Genomic DNA, 14,518 nt, shown 5'->3' with positions numbered 1-14,518 from the left:
GGGAGCGGTTAACAAATGACCATTGAAAGCTTTCTTATTTCGGGACAAGAAAAATAACGGAAATGTTCAGTAGATTGCGGGAATAGGTCATTGCCGCAAACGGCCCGGTTTTGCTATTATTCACCGATGAACGAAGAAAATCACTGGTGGTTCTGGGTTTTTGCGCTGACATTTTTGTTCAATGCCGGGACGACTTACGCAAAAGTACAATGGCCTTTTGGCGAACGGCCAAAGGTTCAGGAGATCCGGGATTGGGTGAACCAGCTTCCTCAGGATGGCCGCATGGAAGCGATAGCCGCGTTCCATGAACACTATGGCAAACCCTACTTGGAACGAACCCGGAATCAGCCGGACTATGTGGCCCCTGGATTAAGCGATGCCGATACCAGGGAATTTGTCTTTAAAAAGACCCCGCAACGGGAGCTGAAAGTTTTCGTTGACTATCCATCCGACTGGAAAGCGGGCGATAACCGACCAGCCATCATCCTTTGGCACGGAGGCGGTTTTACCCAAGGCAACGCCGGGCAATTCTACTTTCAGGCCAATTACTTTGCGGATAGGGGAGCCGTCTGCTTTCGGCCCGAATACCGTATCCGCGATGTCGATGGCACGCTACCGATCTATGCCGTCGAAGATGGAATCAGTGCCGTTCGGTGGATCAAGGAACGGGCAAGTGAATTCGGCATCGATCCCGAACAGGTAGCCGTGGGCGGTGGCTCAGCAGGAGGTTGCATGGCATCGGCTGTAGCGACTGTGGATACCAAGAAATTTGCTGCATTGGGCTTTGTTGGAAAAGAGGACAACCAATCGATTGATATCTCGGTTAAGGCCATGCTTCTCTACAATCCCTTTGTGGACTTTTTTGAGCCGACCCACCCGAGGCAAATAGAAGAAGAATGCCTCTACCTGGGCAAAGACCCCGAGGACTATCGCGAAGCCCTGCATGCAATCTCGGCCGTCGAGAACCTGACGAAGGAAAGTCCTCCCAGCATCATTCTTTTTGGTACACGCGATTCGTTTTACGTATCCGACTTGCGTTGGATCATTCGTTGCCGGGAGCTGGGCCTGAATTGCGTGGATTACGTCTACAAGGGCGAGGTGCATAGCTGGTACAACAACTCCCCCCACCTCGAGTACACCACCCACAATGTAAACGAGTTTCTCATCGATATCGGATTCTTCGACCGCGAGCCCGTCGTTGAGATGCCACGCAAAGAAATCAGTGCCGGGCGCTCCGAGATCCAAGATAGCAAGTATGCAGGAAAAAAGGACTGGGAGGAGATTCCCAAGTACCAAACATTCCGTGAGAATCACAACATTGAGCTCATACCGTTCAAACACTATGAAAAAGCGGAAGCGCAACCAGTGCGCTCTTTTCCAGAGGCGTTGAAGCGTTACGACATAGATGGCGATGAGAAACTGCAAGTCGGCGAAATCCCAGGCAGGGTCCGCGATGAAATCCTGCGTGACATCGATAAAGACAAAAACCAAATTGTAGAGGGCTCGGAAATCAACGCCTTAATGGACAAGTACTTCCCAGGCAGGTAAGTCATTTTGTTCAAGTAGAATTTAAGGCAAAATTATTTGAGTGCTCGTTTGATCCGACTACCTTGCGTAAGAAAACTCCCAATATCCTGTTGATCATGGCCGACCAGTTGGCGGCAAAATATTCAGGGGCCTACGGACATCCGTTGGTGAAAACCCCCCACTTGGATGCCCTGGCGGAAAAAGGAGTTCTCTTTAAGGAAGCCTATTCCAATTGCCCCATTTGCGCCCCTTCCCGGGCAAGTTTTTGTTCCGGAAAACTGGTCTCCAACATCGGCGTCTACGATAATGGCGCCGAGTTGCCGGCTTCCACCCCCACGTTCATGCACCAATTAAAGCGTGCGGGTTACAGAACCTGGTTATCGGGGAAAATGCATTTTATCGGACCCGACCAGCACCACGGATTTGACCGTCGCCTCACCACGGACATTTATCCCTCCGGCTTTAATTGGACACCGGACTGGAGACAAAGCCCCTGTCCCAACCCGGGCTCCGCTGTTGATCAGTTAAAAGACTCAGGATTGTGCACATGGAGCCTCCAACTGGATTATGATGAGGAAACGCACTTCCGCACCCTGGGAGCATTGCAGGACCTCGCACGTCTCCAGGATGATGATACGCCTTTTTTCCTCGCAGCAAGTTACACCCATCCCCATGACCCTTTTTACACCACTCAAGAGTGGTGGGACATGTACGAGCACCCAAGCATCGACATGCCTAAACCAGGGTCATGCAACATCGAGGACATGCATCCCTACGACCAATGGCTGCAAACCCACCACATGGTGGACCAACACCCTCCCACTGAAGCACACATCCTAAACTCCAGACATGCTTATTACGGTATGGTCAGTTATTTTGATTCCAAAGTCGGCGAGTTGGTCCATGAACTCAAACGCCTGGGTCTGGCAGAGAACACCCTCGTCATTGTCACCTCTGACCACGGAGAAATGTTGGGCGAACATGGCATGTGGTTCAAGCGGACTTGTTACGATGCATCCGTGCGAGTGCCGCTTATCATCTCTGGAACGGATTTTGTCAAAGGTGGAAGAACCATCACGAACACCGTCAGCCTGGTGGACCTCTTCCCCACCCTTATGGAATGGTCTGGTTTGGAGGATGCGACGGCAATCGCTGAAACCTTGGATGGCCATAGCATGAAAGGCATTATCGCGGACGATGGCGAATCGTGGGACCATCCGGCCATTTGTGAATATTATTCCGAAGGCGTATGCCAGCCCGTGAGAATGGCCGTCAAAGACCAGCTCAAATATATCTATGTTCATAAGGAAGAACCGCAATTATATGATTTATCCATGGATCCGGATGAAACCACCAACTACATCCATGAGCCAAATTATCAGTCGCGTCTCGAAGTCCTCAAAAAGGCTGTTCATGAAAACTGGGATCCCGAACAGCAAACAACCCGGGTGCTGGAAAGCCAACGGAACCGCCGCATGATCAATGATGCCATCAATCCGACAACGCATCGCAGGTGGGATGTACAGCCGGATTTCGATCCATCCAAACAATACGTTCGCCAGGATAACTGTCCCATAAGCAGCGCGAAGAGACGGTACACGAAAACCGAAAAATAAGAGGGGTTCCCTTTAGGCCTCAGTAAAACTATTTCCTGCAATTCAGGAAAATGGGGACCTCTATCATCATGGGCATTCTTATAGAGCTGCCTTATATCACTCATTATTCGAAACAAATGTCCTGACGCAAAAGTTCAACAAACAGCTGTATTATACCATTACATAGTCCCTTGGTCAGACTATATAATGAAGTCATGAATACCACCACTCGTTTTATTTTAAGATTCTTGGAACTTCGACTGTTTATAATCGGAATCCTTTTGTTCAGTCTCGATCTTCATGCACAACAGCCAGGGCCGGTCACGATGGACAAAGACGATGATATTTTCGAATTATCCCTATTTACTGTGGAAGCATCCAACGATTCGGGATATCAGGCTACTTCGACACTTGCGGGAACGCGGCTGAAAACAGAGATCCGCGATCTGGGCGCATCCATATCCGTTTTGACAGAAAACTTTTTCGAAGACATCGGCGCAACAGACGGAAACACCGCATTAGCGTATGTGCTCAACATGGAGGTTGGTGGAAGCCAGGGAAACTTCGCGGGTGGAGATTATGCTAACACGCGTCCCGACCAGGACGAACAACGTGCCAATCCCCAAAGCGGACAGCGGGTACGGGGCCTTTCCGCTGCTTCGTTGACCCGAAATTATTTTCTTACCGATATTCCGTTTGATACCTACAACACTTCCGCCGTTACGATCCTCCGTGGTCCCAATTCACTTTTATTCGGGATAGGTAGTCCCGCCGGAGTAATTGACAATTCACTGGTAAGGGCATCAGTGAGTGGTGACACCAACGAAGTTGGAGTGCGGTTCGGTGAAAGGGAAAGCTACCGACTGACGATGGACTTCAACAAAGTTTTGGTAAAGGACCGCTTTGCTGTCAGAATCGCTGGTTTGAACAATAAGACGCACTATAAACAGCAGCCTGCCGAGGAGCTGGATCACCGCATTTTCCTGGCTTTTGAATGGGTTGTCGCAAAAAACGAAGGTTCTTCGATTCTGGGCGCAACCTACCTTCGAGGAAACTACGAGGAAGGGGAAATCAAAGCCACTCCACCCAACGTGATTCCACCTACCGATGGCATTTCTCCATGGTTTTCGACCCCTGATTCTGTTTTACAGCAATACACGACCTTTCCAAACTGGGCGGTAAACGGTAGTTTTGTACCCAAATTCACCGTGGATACCCGCCCGGGCTTGCCTCAAATCAATGGCTCTGTGGCCAATCCGTTCAACTGGCAGTTGGCCCTGCATTATACTGATCCAAATAATGGGGCGAATGTCGGTTTTCCGGGATCAAACTTGGCAGGTGGACAGGGACGGATTGTCTATAGCCCCAAAGTGGACGGACGCAAACGGTTCGACCTGTATAGCACCATTGATCTCATAGCCAAAAACGCCGTCCCTAGTTTTACAGTTCCGGTGATAATGGACAGGCAAGTGTTTGATAATGAGAACCGGCTGATTTCCGGGTCCACCAATAAAGTCGACCAGGATTTTGACGCCTACAACCTGACCTTGGAGCAAGGACTATTTGGCGGCCGTGCCGGCATTGAGTTGGCTTATGATAAGCAAGAACATTTTCGTCATATTGAGCTGCCATTTTCTTCAGGGCAAACCTCGGGCGCCAACGGTGTGGGTGATATCTCCATAGACGTGAACGAATACCTTGGCAACGATATGCCCAATCCAAATCTGGGTCGTCCCATGATGAAAACGCGCAATAATACCAGCAATATTTTAAGTGAGCGTGAAGCGGGGCAAGCTACGGCCTACTACATTCTGGATCCTTTGGACTTGAATGAAAAACTGGGTTGGTTGGGCCGCCATGTCTTCACTGGTTTCTTTGGAGATCAAACCATTGATCAACTGAGCAAAAGTTTTTCACCCGGCTGGGAGAGTGATACCATTGATGTGGCCACCGTTTTAAACGCCCTTCCAACCCAAGGCCGCAACACCATACTCAATATGGCCTACGTCGGGCCGTCATTGCTCGATAGTTCCATCCAATCATTCGATGATGTTCGGATCACCGATGTCATTAATGTGCCAATGCCGCAAGCCGGCGACACCTATAATTTGTTCTATTTTGATCCGGTGGACCGCCAAAGGAAGGAAGGTGATTTTCGCGTAGGACGATTCCTGGGTGGCGGGAACATCACCCGCCAGACGATCGAGTCCCGGGCCCTTAGCTGGCAGAGTCATCTCCTGAGCGGCCATTTGGTCGGTCTATTGGGTTGGCGCACGGATGAGACCGAAACCTTTGAAAGAATTGGCAACGCCAACCTGCCAACCGGCCCCTACGATCCCGCAAATCTTCAACTTACCCCGGACCCTACATTCATGGCCGAGGGGGACACCTTTACCTGGAGCGCGGTGGGGCACGTACCTTCGTCCTGGCTGGAAGGCCTGCCACTCCAACCCGGATTCTCCGTCCACTATAATTCCTCGGAAAACTTTTCCGCCGCAGCCGTCCGCCGCGACTTAAACGGCAAAGAACTGGAACCACCCAATGGCAGGACGGAGGAATACGGCTTCACTCTTGGGCTGTTCGATGGAAAATTTTTGACGCGACTCAACTGGTTTGAAACTTCGAGTTCGGGCATTGGCACCGACGTATCCGGTGCGGCGGGAAATGCGTTCAGTTCGGCTCCCAACCAGGTCATGGCTTATCTTAACCGATGGCAGGCGAATGAGGACGCCGGACTGACGGTTGCAGAAGCTCTGGCGTTTACAGATCCGTCGAAGGTAGGATTGTTTGACTCTTATGCGGAAATCTATGAAGCCCTAATCAACCTGCTGCCTCCGGAGCAACAAGCACTCCGCAATATTCGGTTTGAAAACGGACAATGGGAAAGCGATCCCAACCTCGGTCAAACCGAGACCACCTCATTCGTGGCGAAAGGATTCGAGATCGACCTTACAGGGAACCTGACTCCGAGTTGGCGCGTCGCCTTAAATGTCGGCAAGCAAGAAACGGTTCAATCTGATACCGCTCGCGTGCTTACCGTTCTTGCCAATACCATAAGGGACAATCTGATATCGTCGGGGCTTGGATCTCTTGCCGATTCCGCCGAAAGAGGTGAGCCTAGCACTTCCTTGGAACGTTTTAATACCAACGTAATGGTTCGCCTGACGAGCGAGTTGGCCAGGGACAACACAGTGAGTCTGGAGCAAAGGAAATGGCGCGCCAACGCACTCACTAATTACGATTTTCAGGAAGGCTTTCTTAAGGGAGCCGGAATAGGCGGGGCGTTCCGCTGGCAAGACAAAGTCGCCACAGGATATCCATTGCTGTCCGCCGATGAAAACGGTATCCGCCTGCCAGATCTTAATAATGCGTTCTTCGGCCCAACGGAATTTAACGGGGATCTTTGGATAAGCTATTCGCGCGATCTCAACCGCAAAATCCGATGGAAGGTGCAACTCAACGCCCGCAATTTACTGGGTAGAGGCGGTTACGTTCCGGTTATCACAAATCCTGATGGAAAAGTTGCCGTAGTCCGCAATCCAAATCCCACAGAGGTCTTCCTTAGCAACACATTCAAATTCTGATCACCCAAGTCATGCTTGGTAACAAGCCAATCAGTCCCCTGCCTTGTTCCGTGACCACAACCATCAAACGGAACGAAAAATGATTCGATTATCGGTGCTCTACGTTCTAGCCGCGCTTGGAGTAACTCAGGTTACAGCTTCCGCACGGCCCAACGTAGTCGTTATTTTGACGGACGACCAAGGTTGGGGTGACCTCAGCCACCACGGAAACAGTAATTTGGAAACTCCGAATATCGATCGCCTGGCCCGGCAAGGAGCCGACTTTAGACGATTCTACGTCTCACCCATCTGCTCTCCAACCCGCGCGGAGTTGCTTACGGGCCGCTACAGTCCGCGGGGAGGTGTGATTTCAGCGAGCCAGGGGGAGGAACGATTGGATCTGGATGAGACGACGATCGCCGACATCTTCCATGCCTCCGGTTACCGCACCGCGGCCTTCGGCAAATGGCACAACGGCATGCAACCGCCTTATCATCCCAACGCCCGCGGGTTCGAAGAGTTTTACGGCTTTTGCTCCGGACATTGGGGTCACTATTTCGATCCCGTTCTTGAGAACAACGGTAAGATCGTCCAGGGCAAAGGTTTTATCGTCGACGACCTGACAAACCGGGCGATGGACTACATGGAAAAACACAGGGCCGAGCCTTTTTTTGTCTACCTCTCCATAAATACACCCCACTCGCCCATGCAGGTCCCGGACCACTGGTGGGATAAATTCAAGGACAAAGAACTCGCCTTGCTGAGCCGGGAGAGCGACCCCGAGAGTATTCCACATACACGGGCCGCCCTGGCCATGTGCGAGAATATTGACTGGAATGTGGGAAGAGTGATGCAAAAGTTGGACGACCTTGAACTCGCCGGCAACACCATCGTCCTCTACCTCAGTGATAACGGGCCCAACGGTTTTCGATGGAATGGCGGCATGAAAGGCCGGAAAGGCCATGTGGATGAAGGCGGGGTGCGAGTGCCCTTCTTTATCCGTTGGCCAGGCCGCATCCAAGCGGGAACCATAATCCCGGAAATCGCCGGGGCCATTGGCCACACTGACGGATCTGGCCGGCATTGACAAGTACCAGACTCTGCCGCTTGACGGGATAAGCTTGATGCCTCTTCTATTGCAGAAGGGCGACCCATGGCCGGAGAGACTGTACTTCAATTACTTCAATGGCAGGACCAGCGTACGCAGCCAGCGCTTTCGCTTGGATGACCGGGGAAGCCTCTTTGATATGGATAATGACCCGGGACAACAATCGGATGTCTCGGAACGGTTTCCGGAAGTTGCCGAACAGCTGCGCGGGGCCAGGAATAACTTTGTCGAAAAGGTTGCATCGGAGCTACCCAGAAAAGACGATCGTCCATTCACGCTTGGTCATCCAGACTTTGAATTCACCCAGATTCCCGCTTGTGATGGCATCCCCCACGGAAACGTCCAACGCTCCGGCCGGGCGCCAAACGATTCGTATTTCACGAACTGGACGAATGAAACCGACCGCATCATTTGGGACGTGGAAGTCTTAAGCGCTGGAGACTATCGTGTGGAGCTTTATTATACCTGCCCCAGGGAAGATCTGGGTTCCACAATTGAACTACGCCACGGGGATACGAGTATTCGCGCGAAGGTCACAGAGGCCAACGACCCGCCTTTGCGGGGAGCCGAAGCCGATCGGGTGCGGAGACGTTACTTTATGGATGGAGTTGAAGTTGAAAAGTGGCCATCGGGGAAATCCTCAGCGAATCGAGTTCAAGTGGGTGAGTCCTATGTTAAAGATTTTAAGCCGCTCAACCTAGGGATAATTCCCTTAAAAGAAGGTCGAAATCCTCTGACGCTAAGAGCGTTGAAAGTGGCTGGAAACGAGGTGATGGATGTGAAATTTTTAGTGTTTACGCGAGTATCGCCACAGAAATCCAGAAGGTGAGGAGACGATACAAAAAAAGGCATGATACTAAGTCAGAAACCCTGCGAAATGAAAAATAACTACCACCGAAACCGCCTATCAACAGATTCCATGATTTGGCTGCTCCGATCGCTTCCCGTCCTCCCCGCCTTGCTGTTCCTGACCCTTGCCGGTCCGACGACAGTGAGCGCGCGCGAGCAGCCAAACATCGTAATCTTGTTCGCCGACGACATGGGGTATGGCGACCTGGCCTGTTATGGACACCCCTCGATCCAGAATCCAAATCTGGACCGGTTGGCGCGTGAGGGTATGAAATTCACGCAGTTTTACGTGGGCTCATCTGTCTGCACACCCAGCCGGGCGGCCCTCCTGACGGGCCGGCTGCCCATTCGCAGCGGGCTCACCACGGTCTTTATCCCGCAATCGGAAGGGGGCATTCCGGCGGAAGAGATCACCCTTGCGGAAGTCCTGCAAGCGGAAGGCTATGCTACTGCCTGTATCGGAAAATGGCATCTTGGCTCGCGACCGGAATACCTGCCCCTCAATCACGGCTTCGATTATTACTTCGGAGTACCTTATTCAAACGACATGAGCCCGGAAACGCAGCCGGACAACCCCCTCTTCGCCGACGCCCCGCCAACCCCCCTAATCCGGAATTTTACGGTGACCAACCCTGACCGCGAACCAAACCAGGGCTTACTCACCCGGCAATACACAGAAGAGGCCATCCGGTTCATCCGGGCGCACGCCGGCGAACGTCCCTTTTTCGTCTATTTGTCCTACACCATGCCGCACGTGCCACTCTTCGCCAGCGACCGGTTTAGCGGCTCCAGTCGGCGTGGCCTCTACGGGGATACCATAGAAGAGATCGACTGGTCCTGCGGCGAAATCCGCTCAGCTCTGGAGGAACTGGGCTTGACCGGAAACACTCTCCTCGTCTTTACCTCCGACAACGGGCCTTGGCTGAGCAAGGGAACGGACGGCGGATCCAACGGCCCGTTTTTTGAGGGCAAAGTCTCCACCTGGGAAGGCGGCTTCCGGGTCCCGGCACTCTTCAGTTGGAAAGGAAGGATTCCAGAAGGCGTCACCACCACCGCCTTCGGCACGACCATGGACCTGTTCACGACCTGTGTCCGGCTCGCCGGGGGACAGATACCGGACGACCGGCCGATCGAAGGCCAGGACCTCGCCCCGGTTCTCTTCCACGGACACGCCGGGCGGGAACCGCTCATGCATTATTACTTTGGCCCGGAACTGTGGGCCATCCGGAAGGGCCCGTGGAAACTCCATTTCAAAACCACCGACCCCGCCAATGTCAGTGTCTGGGGAAAATGGAACATCGAAGAACACGATCCCCCTCTCCTGTTCCAAGTGGAGCATGACCCGGAGGAGCGTTTTGACCGTGCCGACGACGAGCCAGCAATCGTAGCGGACCTTGTCGCCCTGGCCCAAGCCCATCGCGATTCCGTCGTACCTGGCAAACCTCAAAAGTAGCCGGAGCCGGGGCATTTTCCGGAGTGAACCATTAACCCAAATATTCCAATTCGTGAAATCAGCGCAGACACCCGGTGATGGATGAGGGAGGGCATCAAGGAACAAACGATGGACTCCATGCATGGGACCCTGGAACCGGGCCCGGAAACAGCGATCGATTTAAGGCAAGAACGACTCGGCGCTGTCGTCCGATCGGGCTGCCAAGCGGAAAAATTACTCACCAGAACAAATGTCTTACCTTATAGGATTTGACGCATAAGTTCAGTGTTTAGAAGGATAAATCCATTACAACGACCACCGGTTTTGTGAGATAATGAGCAGTGAGGACTTTTTATTTTTTAAAAGGACGCAAAATGAAGATACTTCAACTTTGGAAGGTAACGATAGGGTGGCTGGGAATTGTCTTGGCGGGAATTCTTTTGACCGAAACGGTTCAAGCCGCCGGGTCATTTCGCGCATCCTGCGTGAAAGTGGATATCACCCCGGAAGGTCCGGTCTGGATGCATCAATTTGGCAAGCGGCAATCGACCGGGGTGTTGCACAAAATCTACCACCGTGTGGTTGCCATGGATGATGGGAAGACCGAATTCTATCTGGTTTCCTCTGACTTGATTGGGTTTTCTGCGGCCTTTTACGACTCATTTTGCCAGCGTCTGGAAAAGGAAACCGGCATTAAGCAAGAGCAGCTCTGGTGGACCTTTACCCACACACACGCGGGACCTTCGGTGGCGAGGCCGTTAAGTAGCGCGTTAAAGCCGAATCAGGATTTCTCCGGAGAAAACGAGGAATTCACCGAGGACCTGCAAGCGCTTTTGATACAAGCCATCAAGCAGGCACGCCAGCAGTTGGAACCGGCGGCCCTCGGTATTGGCTACGGAAAATCCTGGGCGAATATAAACCGGAGATCACGCGACGTCGATGGCCGCATTAACCTGGGGAAAAATCCACTGGGGCCCGTGGAACGGACCATCAACCTCATCAAGCTTCAGCGGGCGGATGGATCCCCCCTGGCCCTGATTGCCAACTACCCAATCCATGGAACCGTGCTGGGTTATTATGCGAATTACGGCATCGGCAACACCAAAATAAGCGGAGACCTCCAGGGAGTGGTGGCCGAGTATGTGGAAGAGCAAACGGGAGCACCGCTGCTTTTCATCGTAGGCGCGGCCGGCAACATCGCCCCCATCTATACCAAGGCGGTGGATGAAACACGGGGCAACCTCACCGAGTTTAATGTACTGATCGGCGAAAAAATTCTCGAAGCAAACGAAGGTATCGTCTCGCTGACACGGGATATCGTTTTCACTTTGGAAAAGAAGTTGATCGTGGAAACCCCCTTGAGGCAGGGCTTTACCTGGCCGAAAGAACTTTCCGCCTATGGGCGTGTTTCGAGCACGGGTCGTAAGGAGATCCTTTTCCCGGTCTCGTTCCTCCGCATAAACCGGGACATCATGATCTGGTCGGCGCCCTGTGAGTTGTTTTCCGAAATTGCCATGAAGATCCGGGAGGAGTCTCCCTTTGCCCACACGTTCTATTTTGGCTACACCAATGGATCTTTTGGATACCTTGCCACGCGCCAGGCTTTTGCCGAAGGGGGCTATGAGACTGAAAAAGCCAGCCCATTCACCCCGCAAGTGGAAGATGACCTTCTCGATGGCGTTCTAACCTCCCTCAACCGTTTCCATACCCAATTGAGAGATTAATGACCCATTGCCAGCGAGTTATCCGGCGGATCTTTCAGGTCACCGGTTTGGGAATCTCGATTATTATCGGTATCCCATTCACATTCGGGGAACCGAATCGCCCAAACATCGTATGGATAACCTGTGAGGACTTGAGCCCGCACCTGGGCTGCTATGGCGATGATCAGGCAATCACCCCAACCCTCGATAAGCTTGCTACTGAAGGTGTCCGCTACACCCAGGCCTTTGCCAACACCGGGGTCTGCGCCACCGCACGCTCCTGCCTGGTCACCGGTATGTATGCCTCTTCCATCGGCTCTCAGCACATGCGCTGCACGGCCACTTTGCCGGGATTTTTCAAAACTTTTCCCCAACTGCTTCGGGAAGCGGGATACTATACCGGTAATGTATCCAAAACTGACTACAACTTTCCTGTGCCGGAAGGGGCCTGGAGCGGGTTGCGCGGCAAAGCCCATTGGCGAAATCGAAAAGCAAATCAGCCTTTCTTCTACGTGCACAACATAAACGCCACGCATGAGAGCCGGGTGCGTTTCAGCGAAGAAGATTTCCAAAAACTTACCGAACGCGTGCGGCCCGATCAGCGCCGGAGACCCGAGGAAATGGAAGTCCCGCCCTATCATCCGGATACGGCAAAAATCCGCGGGGAGTGGGCCCGCTACTACGACATGGCAACCCAAATGGATTATGAGGTGGCGGATATTCTGGAGGAACTGGAAGCGGATGGATTGCTGGAGAGTACCATAGTGTTTTTTTTCAGCGACCACGGCACCGGATTGCCAAGGGCCAAACAATTTATTTTTGACACGGGCATGCAGGTTCCCTTGATCATTCGCTTTCCGGATAAATGGAAACATCTTGCCCCAAGCCCAGCGGGATCCGTTACGGATCGACTGGTCAGCTTCGTGGACTTCGGACCTTCCATACTCAGTCTGGCTGGCGTATCCATCCCTGAATACATTCAAGGTCGTGCATTCCTGGGAGACAACGCCTCTGATCCCAGGCAGTATGTCTATGGCATCCGCGACCGCATGGACGAACGCTACGACATGAGCCGGACAGTCCGCGATAAACACTTCAAATACCACCGCAATTATATGCCTTACCTGCCACACTATCCCTGGCTGGATTATATGGACCTGCTGGAAACGTCCAAGGAAATGAGGCGTCTTGGCGATGAGGGAAAATTAAGCGGCGCCCACGCCCATTTTATGGCACCCACCAAACCATTGGAAGAACTTTATGACATTCAAGCGGATCCCTTTGAATTACACAATCTGGCCGGTTCTCCGGAATATAGGGAAATCCTGGAAAGGATGCGCGAGCTTCACGTGGCCTGGGTTCTCGAAACCAGGGACCTCGGTTTGATCCCTGAACAGTACCTGCGAGAGCGCGCAAAACCGACCTCGGAATATGAATACGGCCAGAGTGCAGCCTTTCCGGTTGAACGGGTTCTGGAAACAGCCCTGTTAATGGGCGGTCGAAATGTCGACGAATTGATTCTACGCCTGGAAGATCAGGAACCCGCCGTCCGCTTTTGGGCGGCGAATGGATTGACGAACCTGGGAACAGAAGCACTGCCCTCTCAAGAAAAATTGCTCCACATCCTAAATAAGGATACGGTATCTGAAGTCCGGATAGCCGCCGCTCAAGCCCTGTGCAAGATGGACAAGCCGGAACAGGCCCTAACGGTCCTGGCAAGCTTCCTGCAAGATGAACGTCTCTACATCCGGGTGGCGGCCGCCAATGTGGTTGACCGAATCGGCGAACAGGCGCGTCCCATTCGAGCTGAAATTCAGCAGGCTTTGCAACGCGCCTGGCCTGATCTTGATCAGGGAGCCAACTTTCTACCGTGGCTGCTTCAACACACCATGCGGGAAATGGACACAGCCAGACCCTAATCACCGACCCCGCATTTACAATGAAACCTTTGAACCGCCGTCAGTTTCTCAAAACAATCCCCGCATCCGCCTTGGCAACTTCCTTACTTGCTCACCCAGGCAACCATTCCTGGCTTTGGGGCCAAAATGAATCCATCCATCGCCGATTCCGGCTTTGTTTGGATCATCGACTCCTCGGAATCCAGGCAACTGTGAAGGAACTCATGGTTCTGGCGAAAACCCATGGCTTTGAATCCATTGTTCCCAATCCCCGTGAACTGTCGCAATATTCCACAATCGATTTACAGAACCTGCTCGGAGAGATGCGGCAAAGTAATCTCCAATGGGGAGCCCCGGGGCTAACGGTCAATATCCGCACCGATTCGGAAGAGGAATACCGGCGCGGTATCGACGAACTCCCAAACGTGGCGGAGGTGTTGGGTCGGGCGGGAGCCAAACGTATCCGCACCTATATCACGCCACGACACGATCACTTGACCTACCGCATGCACTTCCGTCGCTATGTTAAAAGAATTCGGGAGGTAGCAACAATTCTTGATGACGCCGGCCTGCGGCTTGGACTTGAGTATGTGGCCCCCCGGCACCTGAGGACGTCGGGCCGTTATACGTTCATCTTCACGCTGGCTGAAACGATGGAATTGATTGAGGAAGCTCGGAAATCCAATGTGGGAGTTGTCCTCGATTCGTTTCATTGGCATAACGCGCGTGAAACGGAAGCGGATATCCTTCGGTTAAAAGGATCGGATGTGATTGCCTGTGACTTGGAAGACGCTCCCGCCGGAATACCCATCGACGAACTGACCGATGCTCCACGCGCCCTCC

At 52.7% G+C, this 14,518-nt stretch carries 7 protein-coding genes and 1 pseudogene; all 8 read left to right on the top strand.

Annotated features, from left to right (window positions below; genetic code table 11):
* Nucleotides 1-126: 126 nt before the first annotated feature.
* Entirely contained in the window at nt 127-1,548 is a 1,422-nt protein-coding gene (locus O3C43_21505) for an alpha/beta hydrolase (protein ID MDA1069071.1), read from the top strand.
* A 62-nt stretch (nt 1,549-1,610) separates the two neighbouring features.
* Nucleotides 1,611-3,143 (top strand): choline-sulfatase, encoded by a 1,533-nt coding sequence (betC, locus tag O3C43_21500; GenBank protein ID MDA1069070.1) that lies wholly within the window; start codon nt 1,611-1,613, stop codon nt 3,141-3,143.
* Between the two features lie 194 nt (nt 3,144-3,337).
* Entirely contained in the window at nt 3,338-6,706 is a 3,369-nt protein-coding gene (locus O3C43_21495) for a hypothetical protein (protein ID MDA1069069.1), read from the top strand.
* Nucleotides 6,707-6,785: 79 nt separating this feature from the next.
* Nucleotides 6,786-8,622: pseudogene (locus O3C43_21490) on the top strand (arylsulfatase).
* A 48-nt stretch (nt 8,623-8,670) separates the two neighbouring features.
* Nucleotides 8,671-10,095 carry a sulfatase gene (locus tag O3C43_21485; GenBank protein MDA1069068.1) on the top strand — a complete coding sequence of 475 codons (1,425 nt, stop codon included), beginning with the start codon at nt 8,671-8,673 and terminating at the stop codon, nt 10,093-10,095.
* A 353-nt stretch (nt 10,096-10,448) separates the two neighbouring features.
* Nucleotides 10,449-11,798, top strand: coding sequence for a neutral/alkaline non-lysosomal ceramidase N-terminal domain-containing protein (locus O3C43_21480; GenBank protein MDA1069067.1), 1,350 nt, complete (start codon nt 10,449-10,451; stop codon nt 11,796-11,798).
* Nucleotides 11,798-13,696 carry a sulfatase-like hydrolase/transferase gene (locus O3C43_21475; protein MDA1069066.1) on the top strand — a complete coding sequence of 633 codons (1,899 nt, stop codon included), beginning with the start codon at nt 11,798-11,800 and terminating at the stop codon, nt 13,694-13,696. Before O3C43_21480 ends, O3C43_21475 begins: the two co-directional genes overlap by 1 nt.
* 20 nt (nt 13,697-13,716) lie before the next feature.
* A partial coding sequence (locus O3C43_21470) for a TIM barrel protein (GenBank protein ID MDA1069065.1) occupies nt 13,717-14,518 on the top strand: 802 nt, incomplete at its 3' end.

The organism is Verrucomicrobiota bacterium (genome assembly GCA_027622555.1).
Lineage (GTDB): Bacteria > Verrucomicrobiota > Verrucomicrobiia > Opitutales > UBA2995 > UBA2995.
This window is presented reverse-complemented; position numbering and strand designations above follow the sequence as displayed.